The organism is Haloferula sp. (genome assembly GCF_049672945.1).
Lineage (GTDB): Bacteria > Verrucomicrobiota > Verrucomicrobiia > Verrucomicrobiales > Akkermansiaceae > Haloferula.
The window spans coordinates 21639-46705 of the sequence record NZ_JBATWY010000171.1 but is presented as its reverse complement, the minus strand read 5'-3'; the positions used below and the strand labels follow the sequence as shown (position 1 = coordinate 46705).

Sequence of the window (25067 nt, the reverse complement as noted above, 5' to 3'; positions counted from 1 at the left end):
TCTTAGCGCCATGGATCAGGTGATGCGTCGCGACGGCTGCCGGGGGTGGGGGGCTTGGGAAAACGGAAGCTTGAGGGAATCGTGGCGGACGCATGAGAGTGGCGGGATTCTGAGTATCACGAAATCCATCGCCGGCTTGGCGTGTGCGCGGGCGGTGGGTGAGGGCTGGTTGCGGGTGGATGAAAAAGTGGCGGCGACGATTTCCGAGTGGCAGGGAGAGGGTGGCAAGGAGGCGATTACGGTGGCGATGCTGCTGCAGATGACGGCGGGCCTGGAAGATGGGGCGCGCGCACTTTATCGGCGGGATATTTCTGACAAGGGGAAGGTGGCGCTTGGCTTGAAACTGGTTGATACGCCGGGGGTACAGTTTCGCTATGGACCGGCTTGCTGGGAAGTTTTGGCGGAGCTGCTGCAGCGCAAGTCGGTGGCGCGTGGCGAGACGCTGGAGAGATTTTTGCAGCGGGGAGTGATGCGTCCGATTGGGCTGCAAAGCCGGGACTGGCGGTCCGATGGGAAGGGGCGGTTTTTTCTCTCCACCGGGGCGGAGCTGAGCGTGACGGATCTGGGTCGGCTCGGAAGAACGCTGGTGGAGCTGCTGTCCGGCCGGGATGCGGCGGGCATTCGGGCCGGGGATTTCCGGATGGTGACGAGAACCTCATCGGCCAATCCGATCTTTGGCGGTGGGCTATGGCGGAATCGGAATGCGGGACGGGGTCGACCGGTGGAACTGGAGGATGTGCTGGATTCCCCGCGACCTGCGTCGTTTTGGAAGGCGGCTTGTCTTTCGAATCGTCAGCCGAGTTCGATGGTGGCGCTGATCGGCTCCGCGGGTCAGCGGGTGTTCATTTGGCCGCAGGAGGGCAAGGTCCTCGTGCGACTCGGGTTTTCCGGAAGCTGGAAGGACCTGCCGCTGATGGCGGTGGTTTAAAACCGCTGAAGGCCGAAAAGTAATGACCCCGATCGGCCCAGTGGCCGAGCGGGGTCATCATCTGTGAGGGGAGAAGAGGGGAGACGGGGGGTTACCTAATGGGGGGCATTAGGGGGAGAATCAATTCAACGGCGGCGGCGAAGCATGCCGAGGATTCCAAGGCCACCGAGAAGGGCGACGGAGGGCTCGGGGACCGGGGCGACACCAAAGCCTTCAAGATCCGGGCCTGTTCCGCTGTCGAGAGGATCCTGCGCCACGAACTCAAAGCGCTCGCTTGGATCGGTCCAGCCGTCAGCGTCGCCAGTGGTGATGCCCGCCTTGAGTTGGATGTTCTGGTCGCGGGTGTCGACGCCTCCGCCTGTCCAACTGCTTCCAGGATCGTTGCCAACCAAGCCGAACATATCGATCACCACCCCGCCAAGGCTAAGGGTAAGAGCGTCATCGCCGTTGAAACTGAAATTGGCTTCCTCGAAGGTGATTCCACTGTCTGCCCAAATGGAGTTCATGGAGCCGTCTGCAAACACGAGCACTTGGCCAGTAGTGATAGAACCAGAACTTTTCGAGAAGGTAAACGTGGGTGACGTGACACCACCATTGTAGTTGCTTATTTCGAGAAGGTTGGTGGTCGCATCGAAGGTAATGGTCGATGGACCGCTGTTCCAGATTTCCACACCTTTAATATCTCCGTCTTCTGCGTATTGGCTGATAATGAGGGCTGACTGGGCGTGGCCGAGAAGCGCGAGGGTGGCAAAGGCAGTACCGAGGATTTTTCGTTTCATGGGGATCATTGGGATAGTATTATTCTGCTGTTAGAGACAAGCCTGTTGAAGAATTCGAGGGGAGGAAAGCAATCGATGGCTATGTACTGGTAAGTATTAGAAAATGTGGTGGAAGGTGATTGAATGGCCTTGGCTAGAGCGTTTGGAGGTCTTTCAGGTGGTAGTCACTTAGCGCCGTCGACAACCAAGGAAACCTAGAATACCAAGTGCGCTAAGGATCATCACAGACGGCTCGGGAACGTTCGTCGCTCCAGGTGTGGCTATCGAATCGCCCAATTCAAGGGGCGGCTCGAAGGTGCTTTGGGTCAACCAATCTCCAGCGGAGTCAGTATCGACTCCGTTGGGAATTCTGGATGCTGTATCAATCGCGAAACCTGATCCATCGCTGATATCTGTGGCTCCGAAGTAAATGTCGTCGTCAGCAGCGTCAATGTTGCCAACTGCGTCGATGAGACTTGCCGTGATAGCGTCGACGGAGGCTTGGGTCAGTTCATCCGTATCTACCAAGTCGTAAGAAATGTCGGCGGTTGGAACGAGTGCGTATGTCTGGCTGCCATTCTGGAGGAAGCTGGAGGTCTCAACCAAGTCGGCGACACCCGGTGCGAGTCCGAATCCAATTACAAAGAAGCCATCTGATGGCATTACCTCAGTGGTGAAGTCGTATTGTTCATTTACCCGCCTATAACTTGAACTGTCGGTTGATCCGCCAGTGTCTCCATCGACGACTATAAAGCTTAGCCCGCTGAGGCTTTCACCTGGGAGACCGAAGAGTTCTACAAATTCAGCGTCATCGCCAAATGCATCGTCAGCAAATATCTCGTTGATGACGATCGCAGAGTGCGCTGTGACTGCCAAACAAACGGCTGAGCAGCTAGTTAGGAAAGTTAGTTTCATGATGGTCGGTGTTGTTTGTTTGTTGTTTCGCTGGAAAGCAACCAGCTGGCGACGATCTCTTCGAACCTTCGAAGGGAACGAAACTGTCACGATCGGGTCAAGCAGGGAAGGGGCCAAATCTTAGAGAAAGCTCAGAAAAGCCGATGGAAGGTGAACAAAGCGGCCTTGGGAAGGGCTCTTGTTGAGCTTTTAGGGGAGCTGGCACAGGTTTTCGAAAGGTCGTCGGAACGAGCTTGCGGAAGGGTGTGTTTGGGGCGGGAAGCCTTCTCGGATAAGGATTCCCGAGGGCTTTTTTCGGGCTGGGCAAGCGGATTGATGCGGACCCGTCGACTCTTTGAGCAACGGGGGCGTCGATCCTCCTAGGTCGCGAGCTCACCGCGGGCCATGACGACTTTTCCGGTGCGGACGGTCTCGATGATCTCGAATTGAGAGAACATGGTCAGGGCGGCATCGACCTTGATGGTGTCGCCGGTGATCATGACGATCATGGAAACGGGGGTCAGATCGACGGTTTTTCCATTGAAATGCTCGCAGATCTGAAGGGCTTGGGAGCGGTCGGCCTGAGAGCACTTCAATTTGAGCATCATCAGCTCCTTGGAAACGGCGTTGTCGCTGGTGTGTTCGAAGCAGTGGATCACGTCGATCAGCTTGCCGACCTGCATGATGATCTGATGGAGGCCGGAAGGGTCGCCGGTGATGCCGATGGTCATGCGCGAGAAGCAGCGGCTGCGGCCCTGGGAGACGACGAGGGAGTCGATGTTGAAGGCGCGTCGCGAGAAGACCTGGCAGATGCGCATCAGCACGCCGGGCTCGTTGTTGACGAGGACGGAGAGCGTGTGGCCGGAGCCGGATGGGGTTTCCGTAACAGGGGTATCGGTGGTGGTGATGGTGGGCATGGAGTTAGTGCCGAGTGAGAAGTGAAAAGTAACAAGTGGGGATCAGCGGCGCGAGGCGCCGGTTGAAGATGGGCAGGGCGGGAACGCCCTTGCTCCCTCAGGTGGAACCGGTGGGTTTGGCCATCTTGTGCTTGGGTGGCTCGGTGAGCATGTCCTCGAGGGCGGCGCCGGCGGGGATCATCGGGAAGACGTTGTCGGTCTTGACGCACTCCGCATGGATCAGGATCGGGCCGTCGTTGTAGTCGAGGGCTTTCTGCAGCATGCGGGTGACATCAGCGGGGCGCTTGATGTTGACACTAGGGATGCCGTAGGCGGCGGCGAGCTTGCAGAAGTCCGGGTTGCCTTCGAGATCGACGCCGGATTCGCGGTTTTCGAAGAACAGCTCCTGCCATTGGCGGACCATGCCGAGGTAGTGGTTGTTGAGCACCACGATCTTGATCGGCAGCTTGTGAATGGCGGCGGTCGCGAGTTCGAAGAGGGTCATCTGGAAACCGCCGTCGCCGGAGATCGAGATGACGGTCTTGTCCGGGCAGGCGAGCTGCGCGCCGATGGCGGCCGGGAAGCCGAAGCCCATGGTGCCGGCACCGCCGGAGGAGAGCCATTCGTAGGGGCGGTCGTTCTTGAAGAACTGGGCGGCCCACATCTGGTGCTGGCCGACGTCGGTGGAGACAATCGCCTTGCCTTCAGTGAGCTGGTAAAGCTCGTCGATGACCTGCTGCATGCGCAGGCCACCCTGCTTCTTGTAGCTGAGCGGGTATTTCTTTTTGTAGCCGTCGAGCTTGGCGAGCCACTCGGAAGTCGGCAGGGCCTCGGCATGCTTGTTGAGTTCGATCAGTGCCGCTTTGGCGTCGGCGATGATCTGAATGTCCGGGCGGATCATCTTGTCCATTTCGGCCCCGTCGATGTCGATGTGGATGATTTTGGCGCTGGCGCAGAACTTGTCGGCCTGGCCGATGATGCGGTCGTCGAAGCGCGAGCCGATATTGATCAGCAGGTCGCATTCGACCATCGCCTTGTTGGCGTAGGCGGTGCCGTGCATGCCGAGCATGCCGAGGGAAAGCGGATGGGTTTCCGGGAAGACGCCTTTGCCGAGAAGCGTGGAGGTCACCGGGCAGTTGAGGCGTTCGGCGAACTTGATCAGCTCTTCCGCAGCACGCGAGATCATGGCGCCTTGGCCGGCGAGAATCACCGGGCGCTTGGCCATGCTGATCATCTGGGCGGCTTCGGTGATGAGGTCGGCGTCGATGTCGAAAGCGACCGACGGATCGTAGCCCGGGAGGTCGAAGGTCGGGTCGAGATCGCCGGTGAAGGGGCCTTGGGAAATGTCTTTCGGCACGTCGATCAGCACCGGACCGGGGCGGCCGGTGGTGGCGATGTGATAAGCCTCGCGGGCAACGCGCGGCAGGATGTTGGTGTCCTTGACGAGGTAGTTGTGCTTCACCACCGGGATGGTGATGCCGAAGATGTCGGCTTCCTGGAAGGCGTCCTTGCCGAGCATCCAGGTCACTTGCTGACCGCAGAGCACGATCATCGGCACGGAGTCCATCATCGCGGTCATCAGGCCGGTGACCGTATTGCCAGCACCCGGACCGGAGGTGACGAGCACGGCGGCCGGCTTGCCGGTGGCGCGGGCGTAACCATCGGCCATGTGGACCGCTCCCTGTTCGTGGCGGACGAGAATGAACTTCATCTTCGTCTTGACCGTTTCCAGAGCGTCGAAGATCGGGATGGCGGCGCCACCGGAGTAACCGAAGATGTATTCGATGCCGAGGTCGTCGAGCGTTTTGATGAGCGCTTGAGCGCCGTCGAGTTGTTCCTTGCTCATGAAGATTGGGGTTGGGCGGCGAAGTTGGGCTCTTTTGGCTGAATAGCAATCTGAAAATAGGGTGTTTTTGTTCAAGTTTGCCTTTTTTGGTGATTTCGAGTCATCAAAGTTAACGATTTCTCCAAGAGTTGGGTCTGAGTGGTTGGTGGCGCGGTCTGGTAGCGGGTGGGGCGCTTGGTCATGCCTGAAAAAATCAAGGCGGCAAAAATGGCGGGCAGGGAGAAACTTTTTTTAGAATCGGGTTGAAAATTTAGGAAAACTTAACAATAAAGCTTTCCGTTACATCGTTCCCCTCCTTCGTTGAAGCTTGATGAATTCCCAAACTGGTGCCGCGTGAGTGGGTGTCGGCGAGGGATTTCGGTCGGTTTGAAGATGAAGGCATCGCCCCACCCATTACTTGAAACCATGACGAATTGTCGCCGCCTTTTTGGCTGCCCCCTGCTTTCTGCTCTCGCGGTCTCGGCGCTCGTTTTCGCGGTGCCTGCGGTCCACGGACAAAACCCACCGCCGACGCAGAGTTTTTACATTCCGTTCTCGGAGGACGATCAGCTGGATGCGTTTGCTGCGATCAATGCGGCAGCCGGGAATCCGCTGGCGGTGTTCGTGACCTTCTCCACCGCCGCCGACAACACCGTGATTTACTATGATCACTGGGAGGACGGCTATGAGGTCAATCTGACCAATCCGACGCAATCGACGACTCTGGTCTTCGGTGATGGGAATCCATCGAATGGTTATCCGCCGGGGAATGCGGCCGACCTGATTCCGGCGGGGACGGTTTTCAATCTGCGGAACTTCGTGGATGTCGACACCCTGCAGGGTGTTCTTGATTTCGATGCGCGGGACAAGGTGGCGTCGTTCAAGCCGATTTCGCTGACCAAGACGACCTTCCCGGCCGGGACGAACACGCTGTTGGCCGGGTGTGTGGAGATTTTCGAGTACGGGCTGTGGGGGACCGACTACCGGGTGCCGGTGGGCGAGGACATGCCGACCACGACGGCTTCCGGAAACCTGACCTTTGATGAGGACTGCTTCAGCTATGTGGGCATCTCGGTTTCGGCCGGACCGGGCGGCGCCAGTGTCCAGATCGACAAGGACAACAACGGCAGCTACGAGGAGACGATTTTTCTGGCGGAGGGTGAGACGGCCTTCCGCGAGGACGTTTTGACGGGAGCCCGGGTGACTTCGGACAAGCCGGTGCAGGTCGTGCTTTTCACCGGAACGGTGGGTTCGAACTACGCGAGCCGGGACACGATGCTGCTGCCGGCCTACCGCTGGGCCACGAACTACTACGCGCCGGTGACCACTGATACCTCGGGCGGGACGGTGACCTTCCTCTATAATCCGGGGGCATCAGCCATCACGGTGAGCTACGACTACCGCGACAGTGACTCCAGCTACGTGACTGGCACGGTTTCGGTGCCGGCAGGCGGGAATGCGCGGGTGGTGATGAGTGAGAGCAATGGCACGAGTCATTTCGGGGCCTACCGGTTTTACACCACGGGTCCAAACCCCGAGGCATTTTACGCGATCAGCACCATCGATGCGGATGATGCGGCCGGGGACAACCAGGCGTGGGACGGTGGCTTCACGCTGGTAGGCGAGCCATCGCTGACGACTCAGGCTTTGGTCAGTCTTGGCATTGGTCGGGACCCGTATTCCTCGGTCAATCCTGACGAGAACGGCAACCCGGTGTGGGTCACGACGGCCGGGAACGGCAACTCGGTCGAGCGCGTGTATGTCGACTACAATGGCGACAATGCCGGTCTGCTGAGCGACCCGAACGGGAATCGCTACGACGTGCACTTCGATGTCCGCGAACTGGAGCAGCTCAAGCTGCTCGATCCGGATGGCGACCAGAGCGGGATGCTGATTTACACGCTGAATGCCTCGGTGAAGATCGCGGCGGTGTGGGGTCAGGACCCGACGCTTGCGGCAGGCGGACAGCCGGGTCTCGATGTCGCCGCGCTGGTGCCACCGCTGCGAGAAGGAAGCGCCGGCAAGACCTCGCGTCTTGGAGATGATGTGGATGGCGATGGCGTGGTCAGTGCGGGTGACGTGCTGGATTACCGGATCAGCGTGGTGAATACCGCGCGAACCGATATCCCGGGGCCCTTCCTGGTGACGGACCAACTCCCGGCGGACACCACGTATGTGGCAGGCAGCACCCGCTACCGCTTCACCGTCGGCGGTGCCTGGGGCGACTGGATCAACGTGCCCGATGATGCTTCGGGCACCGCCTTTCCGCTGGATGACTCCGGATTCCCGATCGCCATCGGCGCGGGCCTCAAGGTCGGTCAGGAAATCGAGATCGCATTCGATGCGGCGATCGATGACTACGGCGACCTGGATCCCTCGCGCACGGCGATCGTGAACACCGGGGATGTTGAAATTTCCCCTTACGGCTTGGTGATCCCAATTGAATGGTCCGACCCGCTTTATGGAAGCATCGGTGACCGGATCTGGGATGACCTGGATGGAAATGGAATCCAGAACGGCGGGGAAGCCGGGATCAATGGGGTCTTCGTGTTTGCGGATCTGAACGACAACGGCGTCCACGACACCGGTGAACCTTTCGATACGACGGCGGGTGACGGGGACTATCTGTTAGGTGGTTTGGTGGCGGGAAGCTACACGATCCGGGTTCGTTCGGCCGATCTGGCCGGGATCGATCCAGGCTACGGCCCGACTTATGATCTGGATGGAACGGTGACCCCTCATGTCGCGGTGGTGTCGCTGCTGACTGCGGAGTCGCGCCGGGATGTCGATTTTGGCTACAAGATCGACTCGAGTTTCGGGGATCGTGTCTGGGCGGACTACAATGGCGATGGTCAGCAGGATAACGGCGAACCGGGAATCAACGGCGTCCGGGTTTACATCGATGCCAACGGCAACAACAGCTTTGATAGTGGAGAGATCTTTGCGATCACCTCAGGAGACGGGGACTACTTCATCGGGAATCTCGAAGACGGGACCTACGAGGTGCGGGTCGATCTCACGACGCTTCCAGGTGGCGCGGCGCAGACGCATGACTTCAACGGCGGGCTCGATCACGAAGCTTCGGTGACCCTTGCCGGGGTGCAGCACGATGATCGTCTGGACTTCGGCTACCGCGGGGCGCTCTCGATCGGAGACCTCGTCTGGGAAGACACCAATGCCGATGGCGTCCGGGGGCAGGCCTACGATGTGATCAACGCTCGGATCGACATCAACCGCAGCGGAGGCGTCGGCAACTCGGACGATGGATTCATCGACGGATTTGAGATCATTGATGGCTATGTGGACATCAATGGGAGTGGAAGTATCAGCAACTCGGACGATGGCGTCTTTTTTGGGTTCACCGTGATCAACGGCGAAATCGATGTGAATGGAAGTGGCGGCACTTCCAACTCGGATGACCTTACAGATGCCGTCGGTGGCGAAGTGGGGATTCCCAATGTCCGGGTTTATCTGGATTCGAATGGCAACGGTGCGTGGGATGCCAACGAGGTGTCGGCCATCACGGATTCGAACGGGAACTACAGCATCGGGAACCTGTTCGATGGCGATTATCTGGTGCGGGTGGACTCCTCCACGCTGCCGGCGAGTTATGTCCAGACCTACGATTTGACCTTGCCGACGGATGACGACACGGCGGAAGTGGTGCTTGCGGGTTCCAGCCGCACGGATGTGGATTTCGGCTACCGGAATGATGCCTCGATTGGCGACCTCGTCTGGAATGATCGGGATGGCGACGGGATTCGTGATCCGGGTGAACCGGGAATCGAGGGCGTGCTGGTTTACATCGATGAAGATGGGGACAACGCCTTTGATCAGGGGGTGGAGCGTTTCACCTACACGGCGAATGACGGAAGCTATCGCTTCGAGAATCTGGCCGATGGCAGCTATGTGGTCCGGGTGGAGATCAGCACGCTTCCCCAGGGTGCGACGCAAACCTACGACCTCGACGGCTTGGGCTCCGGACATGAAGCGACACGGACGCTTGCCGTCAGCGAGGATGCCGTTGATGTGGACTTCGGTTATCGCGCTTCGGCGTCGTTCGGGGATTTCGTATGGAATGATGCCGATGGCGATGCGCAGCAGGATCCGGGTGAGGTGGGGATTCCCGGCGTCCGTGTTTATCTCGATGTGAATGGCGACGGCCTGTTTGATCCCGCGACCGAACCGTCGGACATCACGGATGGGAATGGGGCGTATCTCATCGGCAATCTGGTCCCGGGCACTTACACGGCCCGTGTCGATACCAGCACGCTTCCTGCCGGGGTGGTGCAGACCTTCGACCTGAGTGGACTGCTGGATCACTCGGCGACTTTCTCCCTGAGCAGCACCCAGCAACGGGCGGATGTGGACTTTGCCTATGCCGTGCCGATCACGATCGGGGATCTGGTTTGGAATGATCTCAACGGGAATGGGCAGCAGGATAGCGGCGAGCCCGGTCTGGAGGGAGTCACGGTGACCTTGCATGCCGCGTCGGATGACTCGGTCATCGACACGGTGGACTCCGCTTTGGATGGCTCGTACTCATTCACCGACCTGCCTCCGGGTTCCTATTATGTCAGCTTTGGTGAGCTGGATGGGTTTGTCCGGACGCTGGCGAATCAGGGAAATGATGCGAGCGACAGTGATGCGGATGCGTTGACGGGTGCGACCGACCCGGTGACCCTGGCGGCTGGAGGCTCGGACCTGACGCTGGATGCGGGATACTACCAACCGGCGGTTCTCGGCGACTTCGTGTGGCTTGATGCGAATGCCAATGGCGTTCAGGATCCGGGGGAACTGGGTCTTGAAGGCGTCGACGTCGAGCTTTTCCGCCCCGGTTTCGGTCCCGATGGGATCGCGGGCAATGGCGACGACGATGATCCGGTCGGCACCACGACGACCGATGTGGATGGAGCGTATGGATTTGGAGGGCTTGCTCCCGGCGACTACGTGGTTTCCTTTGGCGACGTGAGTGGCTACGCCCGCTCGGCCCAAGGTCAGGGGGACACGGATACCGATAGTGATCCGGATGCGAATGGCTCGACCGTTCCGATCGCGCTTGCCGCGGGTGAAAGCGTGGATTCCGTGGATGCGGGTTATTTTCCTGCGGGATCGGTCAGCGGTTCCGTGCGGGTGGATACGGACAACGACGGCGATGGGGATGACGATTTGGCCGGGGTTTTGATCCGCCTTCTGGATGAGCTGGGGAACCCGGTCCTCGATCTCGCCGGAGATCCGGTGACGACTCTAACCGATGGAAGTGGCAACTACCAGTTCACGGGCCTGCTTCCCGGCGACTACCGGGTGAGCCAGGATCAGCCTTCAGGCTATGCCAGCGTCAGTGATACGGATGGAGCGAATGACAACCTCATCGGTGCGGAGACTCCGATCGTCGTCACGGCGGGGGTTGAGAATACTGGCAACGATTTCGTGGAAATTCAATTCGGTGCCATTTCAGGCACGGTAAGGAGTGATACGGACGACGATGTAGATGGCGACGATCCGCTCGAGAGCGTGCTGCTGGCCCTGCTTGATGGGAATGGTGACCCGGTCCTTGATGGATCAAGCCAGCCCATCACCACGACGACGGATGCAGCGGGCAACTACTCCTTCACGATGCTGGTTCCGGGCAACTATCAGGTGGCCGAGACCCAGCCTTCGGGATATGGCAGCGTGTCCGATGTCGACGGCGGAAATCCTGACCTGATCGGAAACGTGACGCCGATCACGGTGCCACCGGGCGTGGAAGTGTCGGGTCGCGACTTTGTGGAGATCGAACTGGGATCGATCAGTGGATTCGTTCTGGTGGGTTCCGATCCGCTCGGTGGCGTGACGCTGACCTTGCTTGATGAAAACGGCGATCCTGTCGATGGAGATCCTGTGACCCCTGGCGTGCAACCGATTACCACGGTGAGTCAGTCGAATGGATCCTACGTCTTCAATGAGGTCGTCCCGGGTATCTATCAGGTCGGTCAGACCCAGCCTTTTGGTTATGAAAGCGTCAGTGATATCGACGGTGGTGACATCAACATCATTGGCGACGTCAGTCCGATCACGATTCTTCCCGGCCAGAGCAGCGAGAACAACAACTTCGTGGAGAAGGTCGACACCTGTCCGGACAATTGGGCGGAGTGGAAAGCCCAGCATCCGGGTGAAGAGGCCGACGGAAACCCGGATGGCGACGACTACGACAACCTGACGGAGTTCGCTTTCGCGATGAATGCCGGAAGTGGGGCGGGGGATCCGTGGGAGATCAGGCCGTCGGAAACCGTTCCCGGAGCCCTTGACGCCGTCTTTACCCGTCCGAAGGGAGCTCCGGAAAATGTCGTCTACACCCTGGAGTATGCGGCAACGCTCGGCAATCCGGTGAGCTGGACGAGTGTTGAAATCACGCCATCAATGATCACCAGCGCGGTGGACAACGGCGACTGTACCGAGACGATCACCATCGCCGACATCGAAACGGTGACGGGCCTAACAGGCGGCACGGGGGTCGTGCGGATTTGTATTGCACTCGATGAAGAGAACGACAATTCGGTGGACCATGCCGCCTGCACCCATGTGGAAGGCTGGACTGCGACCGACTTCGGGATTTGCTGCCAAACCTACAACAACCCCTACCTGCGGAGCCGGGTTTTCACGGGAACGGTCGAAAGCGGAGGCGTCAGTGGTCAGACGCTGGACTTCACCTTGAGCGCGGGGGGCGTCGACATCGGTTCGCTGCTTGGCTCTGGCGGAACGTATTTCCTCGAAGTCACCTCGGGAGTGAATGAGGGACATCGCTTCGATGTGGTCTCGGCCAGCGGATCGGTCGTGACTTTGGCGAACGATGCTGATTTGAACGCGAAGGAGCCGCCCTACAACACACTGGCGGGGGCGTTGCCGAGTTCTCTCGAAGGGGCGGAAGTGGAGATTCGAAGTCACTGGACTCTCGACGAGGTCTTTCCTCCAAGTGCCTTCGGCGCCGCGGCGAGCGAACTGGATGCCGATCAGGTGCAGATCCACTCGGGGGGTGGCTGGACGATCTACTGGCTCAGCAACGATGGAGGGACACCCAAGTGGGTGGAGATGGGCGGCTCGATGGATGATCAGGGCGACACGATCGTGCCACCGGGTCAGGGCATGTTCTACAACAGTCGGAATGCTCCTTCGTCCCTGCTCGTGTTTGGAGAGATTCGTCAGAACGACTTTCGTCGCCCGCTCGCTGTCGGCATGAACCTGGTCAGCGGGGGCTACCCGATGGATCAGTCGGCGAACGGAACCGCGACGCGGGAGATGACCAAGACGGTATCCTTTTTCGGCAGCCTCGACTTCAAGACCGCCGACTCCTTCTTCGTCTGGCGGGGGGATGCCTCGCCGGGGAGCGGGAACTACGACAGCTACTATCTGGCGGACGGGTCCCCGACAGCGCCGACCTTGCTTCGTTGGGTGAAAATCGGTGATGCCGGTGCGGCTCCGCGGGACGGTGAGATCCTGCTGCTTGGAAATCGCTCGGTCTTCGTTCGCTCGGCAAGCGGACTGGAAAGCTACGGATATCCACGTCCATGGGCACCCTAGCGAAAGTATTTCGGATTGCTTAACTATATTGAAAACCTTAGTAATTGACGTCATTCACCCCCTGGGATCCCCCTCCAGGTCTCATTTTCCGATGAAATTTCTCGCATACTACCTTTGCCTCGCCGCGTGGCTTCTGCCGCCGAGCAAGGTTTCGGCCCAGAATCTGAACTGGGGGAGCGTGATCTACAGTGACCTCGTTGACAGTGAGGGGCAGGTCCTTGACCAGACGTATGTCTTCCAAATGGGAGCATTTGTCGGAGGATTCGTACCCGACGAGACCAATACCAGTGATTGGCTCAGCAACTGGCAGGTCTTTGATGCGGCCGACTACAATGGGCTCGAAGACCCGGACGACGGGATCTTCGGTTACTTCACTTCAAGTGCCGGCATGATGGATGACGGTCTGAGCGATAGTCCTGACCAGAGTTCGCTGGCTTCAAGTTTCGAGGGTTTGGATGCCTACCTTTGGATCAGGAATTCGGATCTCGATGCTCCGGGAAGCGAGTGGTTCCTGGGTCGTGCCGGAGACTGGATCTTTCCGATGGCGGTTCCGGGTTGCTGTGACAACGACGGAGTCCTCGAATGGTCGACCTCTGATTTGCTGGCCGGCGATGTGCCGGTCTGGGGAAGTCAGGGTGGCACGGTGGGGAATGGCGAGTACAGCGTGAACGGGAGCGATACGCTTCAGACCTTCACCTTTGTTCCCGAACCGTCGACGGCGATGTTCGTGGTGATGTTCGGTACCCTGATGATCCTGCGCCGGAGGCGTAGCGAATGAGTGGCTATGATTCCATGGGTCTGGCGTCTGTTGAGTGGAGCTGTGATGATGGTCGCCATTCAGGCGCAGCCGATATTATGGGCGAGTGATTCGGGGCAGACCAACCGGGATAGCACCGGGGCCTTGATGGACTCGGGATTTCTTTTTGAGCTGGGCAGCTTCAGTGGGGGATTCCAGCCGACGGCGGGAAATGTGGGGGAGTGGGCAGGTCGATGTGTGGTGGCGGATTCCACGGGCTATAACTCGACCGATCAGCGATTCAATCGGCTCCATGAGGTGACAGCCAACACGGCGCCGTTCACCGTGGGTGCCGCTGCGTGGATCATGGGCACCAAGGTGGGACCGACGGGGACCGAGCGCATCCTGTTCCGGAAAAGCACGTGGACCTGGCCGACGCCGAATCCGATCAACCCGGTTCCGCTGCAATGGAATGCCAAGTTGGCGGATCAGGTGGTGCTGGGGACGGTGGATGCGGATGGATCTCCGTTTCTGATGAAAGCGGCAAGGACTCAGTCCTACGCGCAGTGGCAGATGGTCGAGTTGATGGGTGAAGACGAGGACGCCGCTGGTGAGGATGCCGACAACGACGGGGCGGCGAATGAGTTGGAATTTGCCTTCGGGACGTCACCGACGGATGGGAGCGAGGTGCCGGAGATCATGGTGGAAATCGTCGAGCTCGGCGTGATGGACTACCTGCAGGTGAGTGTCCCGAGACGGATCGATCGGGAGGCGATGGTGGTGGTTGAGGTCTCTGGGAATTTGACCGACTGGGACTCGGGTCCGGGATTTACGACGGTGGTGAGTGATGCGGCGGATTTGCTGTTGGTTCGGGATCTAACTTCAGAGGCCGAATCGGGTGGACGGAGGTTCGCGCGGGTGAGGGTGAGTTTGATGGGGATGTGAATGGCTAGCGCGACTGCAAGTCGCCTTGCCCACCCATGGCGCTTGGAGAGCGCTACTCCTTCAGGTGAGCGTTCCTTCGACGATGATGCGGGCGACTTCGGTGCCGTTGTAGTCGCGGTGGTTTCGTTCCCAGCCTTTTCGGGCGATGGCGCGTCTTGCGTCGCAGTCGGTGGCGTAGTGGTGGGCTTTTCCGACGAGGTCTTCGAGGTCGTCGTAGTAGACAATTTCGTCTTCGGCGTAGAGTTGCTCAAGTCCGGCTCCTCGGGGTGTTAGAGTGAGGATGCCGTTGCCCATGAGCTCGGCGATGCGTGATGAGGAGTAGAGTTCGACGTCGTTGCGGCGTGAGAGGTTGAGCGCCATTTTGGAGCGTCGGATGACTTGCTCCTTTTCCCAACCCATGATGAGCGGTTGGTCGAGGCAGCCGTAGTAGCCGATGTTCAGATCGGGAAGTCGGTCGCGAAGATCGGAAAGGAAGGCGCGGCGATCGGGCTGGCCTTTGTCGCGACCGAAGAAGAGCAGGTCGTGGAGGATTTCGTCTTCAGGAGTTTCGAAGGCGCGGTGGCATTCGATGCCGGCATCGACGGCGCTGGGGATGAAATGGGCGGGGCAGTTGGTGGTGGCGAAGCTTTCTAACAGCGGGCCGCCGGTCGAGCAGAAGAGCGCGTCGAGGACGGGCGTGCGATCGCGCAGGTGCTGGGTGGGTTCCTCGTCCCAAAGCGGATCGACATACCAGAGGCCGATGCGGATTTTGGGGAGGAGGAGACGGATTTCCTGAAGGGTTTCGGCGGTGATGTATTGGGCGTGGCCGAGGATCAGGAGGTCGGGGTGGACGTTGCGGCAGGTCTTGATGAGGGCTTTGTTGGTCTTGCCCTTGCCGAAAGTCTTGCTGCCTGTGGGCGACAGCATGCGGGCGCGGTCGTTGATCGAGAAGGGGTAGACGAAGTGCCCGAGCCGGATGAGGCCGTGGTGGATTTTCTGATCCTGATTCCACAGGTGTGCGCCGTCTTTATCCAATTGGAGGTTGGCGGCGTGAACGATGCGCATGGGTTTCAGGGTCCAGCGTGGGAAAACGTAGGGTCAACCGAAGGCGTGAAATTTAGTTGGGGGAAGATTGGACGACGAGGCGGGCGACGAGTGCTGCTCCGATGGCTTGCGACTGTTCGCCGAGTGATGCCGGGATGATGCGCAGAACGTCCTTCTGAGTGGGCCAAACGTATTCCAAAGCGGTGGACTTGATGAGGCCAAGGTAGCGATCGCGGAAAGTTTCGGTGGTGGCTTCGGGGTCGATCAGGCCACCGCCGATGACGAAGCAGGATGGATCGAGGGTCATGGTGAGTTGGGCGACGAGCAGGCCCATGGCCTTGGCTTGAAGATCGAAGAGTTCGAGCGCGAGCGCGTCGCCATCTTGAGCCAGGCCGCGGAGTTTGAGGACGCGTTCCTTTTTCCCAAGGGTGGGATCGGCGAGGGAGTGGCCGGGGTGGCGGGGGAGGGCGAGATCCAGCAAATAGGGAAGTCCGGCGAGGCTGGTGTACATTTCGAAGCAGCCCCAGGTGCGGCCGCAACCGCAGGTGAGGGCTTCGACATTGAGGAGATGAAGGGGGGCCGCCATGTGGCTGATTTCCATGCCGGCGAGGGTGTCACCATCGAGGCACATGCCGGTGGGATCGATGTAAGCCCCCCCCAGGCCGGAACCGGGTGCGAGCATCACCACGCCGGCTTTGTCATTGCCGATGGCGCTGTGGGCTTCGGCCACGCCGCCCATGTTGCCGTCGTTCCCCAAGGCGAGGGAAAGCGGGCGTCCTGCAGCCTCGCGCAGGGCTTCGAGGAGATCATGCTGGACGTCCCAGCCATCGAAACTCTCGGGAAGGTTCGGGCCGGTGGCGAGCACGCCGTAGCTACGGCGCGGTCCGGGGACGGCGAGGCCGACACCAGAGATCTGGTCCCAATCCATTCCATGCTCGGCCATGTAGTCGGCAATCGCCCCCATCCAGGCCTTGATGACGCCCTCGGGTCCTCCTTCAGATCCGGTGGGACGCTGCAGGAGATCGCTGGGAAAGATTGAGCCATCCGCCCGGACGGCGGCGATCTTGGAGGTGGTTGCGCCGCTGTCGATGCCGAGGTAAAAAGTGTCGCTCATGGATTTGGAGGCTATGGGGCTGAAGAGGGGCTGACAAGCGCGGGAACGAAGGGTGGGCGACGACCGGGGGAAGGTTTGGCGAGCGAATCACTGGCAGTCCGCGTGAGGTGTGACGAACTTGCCATCTAGGGAGGGTGTTCATGGGCCTTGGGTGAGGTTTCTCTAGGGATTTTGATGCCACCGGGTCTGCTGCTTATCGATGCCATCGGTCCCTTTTTCCGGGGATACGAGAAGGGGCGCATCAACTGGTCGAAGATTCCCTTCACTCATCTGTCGACGCAGGGTGCCGAGCGGGAACGGCAGTGGTCGCAGATCCGGTGCGATCTGCACTGCTTCGCGAAAGAGGTATCGGCCCTGGGATACAATGCAGTGACGCTGGACGACCTGGCGCACCTGGCTCCTCACAAATTTCACGAAGTGGAGGTGGCGGAAAGGGTTGCCGTATTCCGGGAGGAGTTTGCGAAGTTGTTTCCGATATTCGAAGAGTTCGGACTGAAGGTCTATCTGACTTCGGATGTGATACCGGTGACGGCGACCGTGGACGAGGCGATCGGCTCGGATCGGGAGGCGCTCGAAGTTTACTATCGCGAACTGGTTTCGGATCTGCTGGTCGACTTTCCCAGGATTGCCGGGCTGATCCTGAGGATCGGAGAGAGTGACGGGGTCGATGTGAAGGATCCGATCCGGACGAGGCTTCATCTAACAACCGCAGCCGAGACGAATCGGTTTCTTAAGGCCTTGCTTCCGATTTTCGAGGCGCACGGTCGGGATTTGATCTTGAGAACGTGGACGGTGGGGGCGTATCGGATCGGTGATCTGATCTGGCACCGTCAGACTTTCGCAGAGACTTTGGACGAGGTGGATTCCCCGAATTTCATTCTTTCGATGAAGCATGGGGAGAGTGATTTCTTCCGCTATCTTCCCTTGAATTCCGCATTCTTCCGGAGTTCGCACAAGAAGATCATCGAGCTTCAGGAGCGGCGAGAGTATGAGGGAGCGGGAGAGATTCCCTCCTTCATTGGTTGGGATTGTGAAAGGTTTGCGAGCGGGCTGGAGAAGGCTGAGAACTTGGTGGGGATGTCGGTCTGGTGTCAAACGGGAGGCTGGCACCGGTTCCGGCGCCTGGCCTTCCTGCCGGATGCGGGGGATGATGTCTGGATCCGGCTGAATGCGATGGTGGCGGTGAGGGTCTTCAGGGACCGGGTCTCACCTGAGTCCGCGATTGAGGACTTCTTTGGCGCCGAGCGTGCAACGGCGGTGATCGAGCTACTACGTAGCTCGGAGTTGGTGATCAAGCGGCTGATGTACGTTGAGGAATTTGCCGAGCAGAAGCTGTTCTTTCGTCGTGTCAGGATTCCGCCGCTGCTGCAGATCTACTGGGACTGCCTGTTCATCAATCATGCGGTGCGTAAAGCGCTACGGCACTTTGTGAAGGATCCTGGAAGGGCCGTGCGCGACGGGGAGGAGGCGTATGAGTTGTTTCCTGAGATGATAGAGAACGCCCGGAGCGCGGGTCTGCCGGTGCGGGATATCGAGCGCTGGCGGGATTTCTGTCGGCTGGTTTGTCTGGCGAGGCGTTATTATTTCCTGCCCTTCGATGAGGAGATTGTGGAACAGATCAGGAGCGCGAAGGCGGACTACAAGGTGGCCTGGCCGCGTGAGAAGGGAGAGCGGTATCGCATCAAGTTGTCTTTCGAGCCGTTTCGTGTGAAGCGGCGGACCCTTGGATGGGTGACCGCTCTCTTGCTGCGTCGACGCCGTGGGTATCGTCTGATTGACCACGTTTTCACGCTGAATTTGCTGGGTCATCTGTTCCGGTGGGTGAAGCCGAGGAGGAAGGAGGACATGCCGAAATTTCTGAGGAAGTCGGCGATGGGGGTGGATTCGCTGTTCAAGTAGCCTTGGGAATTGGCGCTTGGCAGGATTTGGGCAGCGGTTGAGGCTCTCCGGGTGTTGCGGATTTGTCATGTGCTTGCCAGTGTCGGGGAGAAGGGCGGTCTGGAGAAGAATGTGATCGAGCTGGCGAACTGTCAGGCGGCCCTCGGGCACGAGGTGAGTGCGGTGGCGGACGAGACGATGCGGCAGCACTTCGACAAGGAGGTGAGGTTTTTTGATCATCCGATGAGTGGGGGGAGGTTGAATCTGTTTAATTTGATGGGGCTGAGATCGAGGATTTTGGAGGCGCTTGTTGCTCCGTGTAAGGAGTTGAAAACTCCTTCTCCGTATTGCCCCATCGTCCATGCGCATGCGAACAAGGCGGGGGCGATGGTCAGATCGCTGCGTGGTTTTTTGCCGGGAATCAAGCGGGTGGCGACGGTGCAGAACATCAAGCGTAGCTCGCGACCGTTTCAGGATTACGATGCGGTGATCACGGCTTCGGCGCAGGTGAAGGAATCGCTGGGGGGGATTCCGGCGACGGTGATCTGGAATTCGATCGCGCCGCCGCCGGCGGGGACGAAGGAAGCGGCTATGGCGACGAAGCCGCCGTTCTTGGAGGGTGCCGAGCCGGTGTTCTGCACGGTGGGGCGACTGGTTCCGGCGAAGGGGATGGACCTATTGTTAGAAGCGATGGTGGAGGTGCCGGGCTTCAAGTTGTGGCTGGTCGGTGAGGGCTATCAGCGCGAGGAACTCGAAGCGATCATCGCCAGGTACGGTTTGGCGGAGCGAGTTTGGATGGCGGGCCACCGGGATGACGCGGTGGGGCTGATGGGCTGCGCAGAGCTGTTTATCGTGGCCTCGCGAAACGAAGGCGGGCCCTACACGCTGGCGGAGGCGCTGCACATGCGGGTGCCGAGTATTTCCACCCGGGTGGGCTTTGCGGCGGAATTTCTGCCGCCGGAGGTGATGATGGAGACGCACTCGGTTCCCGAGCTGGTGCGTGGTCTCAGGATGGCGGTCGAGGATTTACCCGGCTTGAAGGTGAGGTGTGAGCCTTCGTTTGAGCTGGTGGCAAAGGAGGTGACGCTGGAGGCGATGACGCGGAAGGTTTTGGAGGTCTACGCGCGGGTTACGGGGATGGCCTGATTGCCTGGTCAGACCGCGAGGGGAGAAGGGATCGCCTTGGTCATTCGTCCACCTGAAGGTGGAACTACGAACGCTTGGGGGGCTCCAGTTCGTTGTCTAGCCATTCTTCGAAGGCAGCGTGATCGGCGAGGTCATACTGGTGGGTGCGGAAGCCGAGTTGCCTGCCGGTTTCGATATTGGCCGGGAGGTCGTCGATGTAGAGGGTTTCGGTTGGTGTCAAGCCGTGGGCTTCGATGGCGTGATGATAGATCTTCTCCTCGGGTTTGATGGCGCCGACTTCAAAGGAGAGCACGCCGGATTCAAATTTACTAAAGATCTCGTAGTTCTCAAAGATCCACGGGCAGTGGATGGCGTTGGTGTTGGAGAAGAGGATCAGGCGGTGGCCGTCGGCATGAAGCTTCTCCACGATGCGCCACATCGGAGGGTTGGGGGTGAAGATGTTCTGCCAGGCTTCGGTGAAGGCTTCGTGGGTGATTCCATGACCGAGGACGTCGAGTGCCCAGGGAATGTAGTCATCCGGCGAGACGTGGCCGCTTTCGAATTCGTCCTTGCGCTCGAGCATGCGGTCGAGGCGTTGGTCGATTTCCGAGTCAGGGGTGCCGGGTGGCAGCAGGCGGCGGAGGGAGGTTTCAAAGTCGAAGTCGAGGAGGACTTTACCGATGTCGAAGAGGAAGGTCATTTTTGAAAAACTGAAATGCTGAAAAACTGAAAAACTGAAAACTGAAAACTGAAAAGCTGAAATTTGGAAATGGGAGATTGAAAACTGTTGAAGGGGAAATGTGGCTCATCCGTCGCACTTCTTGAGGATGTAGTGGGCGGCGGTGGTGGCGCCGGAGTGGTGGCCGTGCTGTTCGAGGGCACGTTTCATTTGGCGCCAGCGGCTGGCTTTGTCGGCGAGCAAGTCGGTGGTGAGTCGGGTGATGGCTTCGGGGCTGTTGGCGAGGGTGCCGCCGCCGATTTTTTCGAGGAGTTGGAGGTTGCCTTCCTCCTGGCCGGGGACGAGATGGTGGACGAGCATCGGGCAGCGGGCGGCGATGGCTTCGTGGACGGTGGCACCACCGGCTTTGCCGATGACGAGGTGGTGCTTGCAGAGGAGTTCGGGGACCTTGCGGGTCCAGCCGCGGATGCGGACTCTCCCGGGAAAGCGGTCTTTGATCTCTTTGGCGCGGTCGTAGAGGAGTCGGAAGTTTTTCCCGAGGACGATGGTGATCTGTGTCCTCGGGTCGGCGTTGAGAACGGCTTTCGAGGTGCGGCGGACGTGGGGGAGTTTCGGGGTGGCGAAATAAAGCACCTGGAAGGGATCGATTTCGGAATCGGCGGGGAGGAAAGGGAGTTGGGAAAAGGAGGGGTTCACCGGGAATCCGGTTTCGATGATCCTTTCGACGGGAATGCCTTGCTTGACCATTGAGTCGCGGGTGAAGGCATCGGTGACGATCCAGGCGGTAGTGGGGGCGTCGATCCAGGCGGAGTTGATCTCGACCGAGTCGGTCACCACGGTGAAGACGGGGGGAGGGTCGGCGCGGTCTTCGAGGATGCGGTCGAGGAAGTAGGGATAGATGGGGTAGGTCGCGACGATGGCGTCGGGCTGGAATTCGGCGACGAGCTCGGCGAGTTTGTTTTCTGGCTTGCGCATCAGAGGCATTCGCTGGCGGGAGAAGTCGACCTTGCCGGTGGAGCGGTAGATTCGGTGCCAGAGGCCGGGGGCGTGGGTGGTGACGAGCCGGTAGGCTTTGCAGATCGCGTTGGTGCTGACCGGGGCTCCCAGCAGGCAAGGATCGGCGACCAGGGTAGTGGCGCCGAGGTTGTCGAGGGCCAGCGCGAGATTGCGTGCGGCGCTGTTGTGGCCTTCGCCGAAAGCGGCGGTGACGATCAGGATGCGGGCTGACATTCGCTTGGGGCGGATCTTTCTAAGTCGACGCGGGGATTGCGTCGAACGGCAAATGGGGTTTTTGTGAGAGGCAAGTGGAGGAATCGTCCGACAAGAAGAAGCTGAAGGTGGTTGAGGAGGAACCATCCGAGGATGTGCTGCGGCTTGGAGACAAGGGGAGCAAGCCCCAGACGGTGGGAAGGATGCCCTTGCCTCCGACGCCCGAGGTGCCCGCGCGCCTGGAGCAATCGGGGAGTCTTGAGGATGTGGAGCGGAGGAGCATTGAGCCCGATATTGATTCGATCATTGATGGAGGAGCGGGAGCTGAGGAGGACTTTGAGTGGATGTCGGAGAAGACGGCGCATCCGACGCACTACGGCTGGTTCGTGCTGGTGTTTCTGTTGATCGGCGGATTGGCGCTGACTTCGGCCATTTTGATCCTCCGATCTCCAGAGAGCGAAGCTGAAGTCTCCAAGCAGGCCGCTGTGGAGCGGATGGAGGAGGATGAAACGGCTGATGCCGAGGCACTTGCGCTGGTGGAGACGGTAGAAGAGAGCTTGAGGCGATTCATGGCGTCCGAATCGATCGAGGAGCTATTGCCGACGGTTCGTGACCCTGAGCGGGTGGAGCCACTGATGAGGGACTGGTATGCCCGGCATCCGATGCCGTCTCGTGAGTTTGTCCGACTAGGAGTGTTTCAGCCGCTGGATCTGGAGGGGCGAACGTTCTGGCTGGTCACTTGTGAGGTGACGGGAGGGCAGTCCGAGACCCTGCTGGTGGAACAGAAGACGGACGGTCGTGTGCTGGTCGATTGGGAGACCCAAGTCTGTTACCAGCCCATGTCATGGGACGAATACGTCAAGAATCGGCCGGAAGGTGATGCCGTTGACTTCAGGCTCTACCTCCAGCCGGATCGAGGAGGATTCTTCAGCCATGAATTTCGATCCGAAGAGGATTGGAGTGTTTATCGACTCACGGCCAAGGACGCCGAGGACTACCTTTTTGGATATGCTCCGAAGGGCTCGGAATTGGAGGAAAGACTGAATGCTCTTGCGAGCAGGAATCGCGGGTTGCCGGTGGCGCTCTTGCTGCGGATCAGGATTCCCGAGGGTACGACTTCGCCACGTGGCGTGGTCATTGAGGAAGTGCTCAGCGAGCGCTGGGCTTTGATTCGGCCCGTGGCTGATGAGTGACTCGTCTTGCCTGCCGGGGAAAGCCCTGCGATGTTCCGCCTTCGTGAATCGGGGATCGGAACAGAAGCAAACGGGAATCGCCTGGCGGGTCGCCCTGGGGGTGTTGCTTTTCCTTGGCTGGAACTATGCGTCGGGTCTGTGGCGGCTGGCGAATCAGTCCGGGGGAATGGAGACGAAGTTCAGCCGTTTGGCGGTCGAGGAACATCGCGCCTATCTCATTGGTCAGAACCTGCTGGTGCTGGTCGCGTATGCGATTCTTGGGGTGGTGGCGTGGCTGATCGTGATGCCACTGGTTTCGGAATGGCGCAAGCGTTGGAAGCGGGAGTTGGGATGGCGTGAGGTGGCGGTCGCCTTGGGTGGCTGTATTTTGATCCATGGCTACTTCATGTTTCGCCTGATTCATTCGCGTCCGTATTTCACCGGAGATGCGACCTTTGGCGATTGGTATTACCAGATTCTCGAATGGCCACCGGAAGTGCTGCAGCCGGTGATCAATGGTTTTTTGTTCGTGGCGCTTCCCTGGATCGCAGGAGCGCTGGTTTGTTTTTGGTGGTGGAAGCGGAGCGGTAAACCCGGGCGTGCGGTGATGCTACTGCTGCTGATCGTTGGGCTTGTTGTTTCGGTATGGAAGCCGTCGCGAGGGGAGGCGGCCACAATTGAAGAAGGCAGCGAGAAACCAATGAATGTCCTGATCATTGGTTCGGACTCGCTGCGCGGCGATCGTCTTGGCTTTGCGGGATACACGCCGGAGCGAAAAGATGGGGAAGCCGCTGGCGGTGTTTCGCCGTCCATCGATGCCTGGGCGCGCGATGCAATCGTTTTTGATCAATGCCGGACGTCGATGGGATCGACCCTTGAGTCGAGCATTTCGATGATGAGCTCGACTTATCCTCACTCACACGGCATCCGCCAGATGTTTGCGAGTCGCGAAGAAGTCGATGCCATGAATCAGCGGGTGATCCCTTTGGCGAAACTGCTTGCCGACAAAGGTTATGATACGGCGGCGCTCGGCGACTGGTGCGCGGGGTTTTATGAACTGGCTCCCCTTGGTTTCGAGGAGATCGAGGTTTCCAGTTTCGATAGTTTCCGTATTTACATGAGTCAGGCCGTGTTCCTGTCGCACTTCGTGGTGCCGCTCTATTTTGACAATGCGGTCGGTTACCGTCTGTTTCCTCAGATCCGCTCCTTTGCGCAGTTCGTGACTCCCGATGTGGTGACCGAGCGGGTGGAGGAACGTTTGGCGGAGCAGGCTTCAAGTGGGCGTCCGTTTTTCTGGCATGTGTTTTATTCGAGCAATCACCTGCCCTACCGGGCGGCGGAGCCCTATTGCCGGATGTTCTCGGACCCGAATTACTCGGGAAAAAATGCAACGGGTGTGGATTTTGACATCGATCAGTTCATCGGCGGAACGGATGTCGAGGACAAGTGGTCGGCGCTGCCTGAAGTCGAAGTTCGTCAGATCGGGGCGCTTTACGATGGTTGCACGCGGCAGTTCGACGACTGCTTCCGCAGGATTATCGAGGCGCTTGATGCGCACGGGTTGAAGGACAACACCATCGTTGTTCTGACTGCGGATCACGGTGACGATCTGTATGAACCAAGGGTGACCTTGGGTCATGGTCTGAGTTTCAATGGGGCAGGCCATTCGTTTCATGTGCCGCTGGCGTTTCATGTGCCGGGCCGAGGAGCGCTGCGCTTCGATGAGCAGGTGCGGACGCTGGATATCGCGCCCACTCTTGCCGATCTAACAGGTGTCGAGGTGCCGCCGGAGTGGGAAGGTCGGAGCCTCGTCCCGTGGATGGACGATCCTGAAGCGGCTGAGGAACTGCCATTCTACGGTGAAACCCAATTTCCGTTCATCCAGTTGAAGGTCGAAGGCATCGAACGTCCGCATCTTCCGCCGATGGACGAGCTGACGCTGATCGATCCGGACTTCAATTTTCAGTTCGTCCTCAAGGAGGAGTATCGGGAGAAGGTGCTGGCGGCGAAGCAGTACTGTTTGAGGGCACGGGGGTGGAAGCTGGTGTGCACGCCGACGGCTGAAGGGACGCGCCACTTTGAGTTGTTCGATACCAAGACGGATCCTAATTGTCTTCAGGAGATTTCGGCGAAGCATCCCGCCTTACTCCACCCGATGATCCGAGCGCTTGAGCGGTGGATCGATGAGCAGGAGGAGACCCCGGTCAGCGAGATCTTTGCCGACGGGGTGGCCTCGTCCCGGTCCGGTGGATCCGATTAGGTCCGTGGCATCCTCGGGGTCCTCGGATGGGTGATGGATGCTTTCTGTCGAAAGCTGGGTTTGCATGG

At 59.3% G+C, this 25067-nt stretch carries 16 protein-coding genes; 8 read left to right on the top strand and 8 right to left on the bottom strand.

From position 1 onward, the window contains the following. Positions 1-928: serine hydrolase domain-containing protein (locus WBG04_RS15240; protein ID WP_424315312.1), on the top strand; the 928-nt coding region annotated here is incomplete at its 5' end. A gap of 125 nt (positions 929-1053) precedes the next feature. On the opposite strand, the gene WBG04_RS15235 is transcribed toward WBG04_RS15240, so the two are convergent. The 4 genes from WBG04_RS15235 to ilvB all read right to left on the bottom strand — a co-directional run bounded on the left by WBG04_RS15235 (position 1054) and on the right by ilvB (position 5322). Then, positions 1054-1707, bottom strand: a complete 654-nt coding sequence (locus tag WBG04_RS15235; protein WP_424315311.1) for a PEP-CTERM sorting domain-containing protein — start codon at positions 1705-1707, stop codon at positions 1054-1056. 168 nt (positions 1708-1875) lie between these two features. Then, positions 1876-2601, bottom strand: coding sequence for a PEP-CTERM sorting domain-containing protein (locus WBG04_RS15230; RefSeq protein ID WP_424315310.1), 726 nt, complete (start codon positions 2599-2601; stop codon positions 1876-1878). Between the two features lie 359 nt (positions 2602-2960). After that, the gene (gene ilvN / locus WBG04_RS15225) at positions 2961-3497 is read right to left on the bottom strand and encodes an acetolactate synthase small subunit (RefSeq protein ID WP_424315309.1); all 537 of its coding nucleotides are present in this window, start codon (positions 3495-3497) and stop codon (positions 2961-2963) included. A gap of 97 nt (positions 3498-3594) precedes the next feature. Then, positions 3595-5322: a biosynthetic-type acetolactate synthase large subunit gene (gene ilvB / locus WBG04_RS15220; protein ID WP_424315308.1), complete on the bottom strand. Its 1728-nt coding sequence runs from the start codon at positions 5320-5322 to the stop codon at positions 3595-3597. Positions 5323-5727: 405 nt separating this feature from the next. On the opposite strand from ilvB, the gene WBG04_RS15215 reads away from it, so the two are divergent. The 3 genes from WBG04_RS15215 to WBG04_RS15205 all read left to right on the top strand — a co-directional run bounded on the left by WBG04_RS15215 (position 5728) and on the right by WBG04_RS15205 (position 14539). Continuing rightward, positions 5728-12858 (top strand): SdrD B-like domain-containing protein, encoded by a 7131-nt coding sequence (locus tag WBG04_RS15215; protein ID WP_424315307.1) that lies wholly within the window; start codon positions 5728-5730, stop codon positions 12856-12858. 91 nt (positions 12859-12949) lie between these two features. Continuing rightward, positions 12950-13636, top strand: coding sequence for a hypothetical protein (locus WBG04_RS15210; RefSeq protein ID WP_424315306.1), 687 nt, complete (start codon positions 12950-12952; stop codon positions 13634-13636). A gap of 6 nt (positions 13637-13642) precedes the next feature. Then, on the top strand, positions 13643-14539 hold the full coding sequence (locus tag WBG04_RS15205) for a hypothetical protein (protein WP_424315305.1): 897 nt from the start codon (positions 13643-13645) through the stop codon (positions 14537-14539). A gap of 60 nt (positions 14540-14599) precedes the next feature. Here the strand turns inward: WBG04_RS15205 and WBG04_RS15200 are convergent, their stop codons facing one another. Together WBG04_RS15200 and WBG04_RS15195 are read right to left on the bottom strand one after the other, a co-directional pair. Then, positions 14600-15583: a glycosyltransferase family protein gene (locus WBG04_RS15200; protein ID WP_424315304.1), complete on the bottom strand. Its 984-nt coding sequence runs from the start codon at positions 15581-15583 to the stop codon at positions 14600-14602. 52 nt (positions 15584-15635) lie between these two features. Continuing rightward, positions 15636-16676, bottom strand: a complete 1041-nt coding sequence (locus WBG04_RS15195) for an ROK family protein (RefSeq protein ID WP_424315303.1) — start codon at positions 16674-16676, stop codon at positions 15636-15638. 174 nt (positions 16677-16850) lie between these two features. On the opposite strand from WBG04_RS15195, the gene WBG04_RS15190 reads away from it, so the two are divergent. Both WBG04_RS15190 and WBG04_RS15185 read left to right on the top strand, forming a co-directional pair. Then, the gene (locus WBG04_RS15190; protein ID WP_424315302.1) at positions 16851-18575 is read left to right on the top strand and encodes a hypothetical protein; all 1725 of its coding nucleotides are present in this window, start codon (positions 16851-16853) and stop codon (positions 18573-18575) included. Positions 18576-18626: 51 nt separating this feature from the next. Further along, a complete protein-coding gene (locus WBG04_RS15185; protein WP_424315301.1) occupies positions 18627-19700 on the top strand; it encodes a glycosyltransferase in 1074 nt (357 codons plus the stop codon). Positions 19701-19764: 64 nt separating this feature from the next. On the opposite strand, the gene WBG04_RS15180 is transcribed toward WBG04_RS15185, so the two are convergent. Then, on the bottom strand, positions 19765-20379 hold the full coding sequence (locus tag WBG04_RS15180) for an HAD family hydrolase (protein WP_424315300.1): 615 nt from the start codon (positions 20377-20379) through the stop codon (positions 19765-19767). 105 nt (positions 20380-20484) lie between these two features. Beyond that, a complete protein-coding gene (locus tag WBG04_RS15175; RefSeq protein ID WP_424315299.1) occupies positions 20485-21588 on the bottom strand; it encodes an MGDG synthase family glycosyltransferase in 1104 nt (367 codons plus the stop codon). A gap of 74 nt (positions 21589-21662) precedes the next feature. Here WBG04_RS15175 and WBG04_RS15170 point away from each other — a divergent pair, with 74 nt between their 5' ends. Both WBG04_RS15170 and WBG04_RS15165 read left to right on the top strand, forming a co-directional pair. Further along, complete coding sequence (locus WBG04_RS15170) at positions 21663-22760, top strand: hypothetical protein (protein ID WP_424315298.1); 1098 nt, start codon at positions 21663-21665, stop codon at positions 22758-22760. Next, positions 22753-24999 carry a sulfatase family protein gene (locus tag WBG04_RS15165; RefSeq protein ID WP_424315297.1) on the top strand — a complete coding sequence of 749 codons (2247 nt, stop codon included), beginning with the start codon at positions 22753-22755 and terminating at the stop codon, positions 24997-24999. The genes WBG04_RS15170 and WBG04_RS15165 overlap by 8 nt, the downstream gene beginning before the upstream one ends. Positions 25000-25067: the final 68 nt, after the last annotated feature.

What these genes read in the sequence shown, in the direction of transcription:
- ilvB (WP_424315308.1), bottom strand. Translation starts at nt 5,322, where the DNA reads ATGAGCAAGGAACAACTCGACGGCGCTCAAGCGCTCATCAAAACGCTC.
- WBG04_RS15195 (WP_424315303.1), bottom strand. Translation starts at nt 16,676, where the DNA reads ATGAGCGACACTTTTTACCTCGGCATCGACAGCGGCGCAACCACCTCC.
- WBG04_RS15165 (WP_424315297.1), top strand. Translation starts at nt 22,753, where the DNA reads ATGAGTGACTCGTCTTGCCTGCCGGGGAAAGCCCTGCGATGTTCCGCC.
- WBG04_RS15180 (WP_424315300.1), bottom strand. Translation starts at nt 20,379, where the DNA reads ATGACCTTCCTCTTCGACATCGGTAAAGTCCTCCTCGACTTCGACTTT.
- WBG04_RS15200 (WP_424315304.1), bottom strand. Translation starts at nt 15,583, where the DNA reads ATGCGCATCGTTCACGCCGCCAACCTCCAATTGGATAAAGACGGCGCA.
- WBG04_RS15175 (WP_424315299.1), bottom strand. Translation starts at nt 21,588, where the DNA reads ATGTCAGCCCGCATCCTGATCGTCACCGCCGCTTTCGGCGAAGGCCAC.
- WBG04_RS15230 (WP_424315310.1), bottom strand. Translation starts at nt 2,601, where the DNA reads ATGAAACTAACTTTCCTAACTAGCTGCTCAGCCGTTTGTTTGGCAGTC.
- WBG04_RS15190 (WP_424315302.1), top strand. Translation starts at nt 16,851, where the DNA reads ATGCCACCGGGTCTGCTGCTTATCGATGCCATCGGTCCCTTTTTCCGG.
- WBG04_RS15235 (WP_424315311.1), bottom strand. Translation starts at nt 1,707, where the DNA reads ATGAAACGAAAAATCCTCGGTACTGCCTTTGCCACCCTCGCGCTTCTC.
- WBG04_RS15215 (WP_424315307.1), top strand. Translation starts at nt 5,728, where the DNA reads ATGACGAATTGTCGCCGCCTTTTTGGCTGCCCCCTGCTTTCTGCTCTC.
- WBG04_RS15205 (WP_424315305.1), top strand. Translation starts at nt 13,643, where the DNA reads ATGATTCCATGGGTCTGGCGTCTGTTGAGTGGAGCTGTGATGATGGTC.
- ilvN (WP_424315309.1), bottom strand. Translation starts at nt 3,497, where the DNA reads ATGCCCACCATCACCACCACCGATACCCCTGTTACGGAAACCCCATCC.
- WBG04_RS15210 (WP_424315306.1), top strand. Translation starts at nt 12,950, where the DNA reads ATGAAATTTCTCGCATACTACCTTTGCCTCGCCGCGTGGCTTCTGCCG.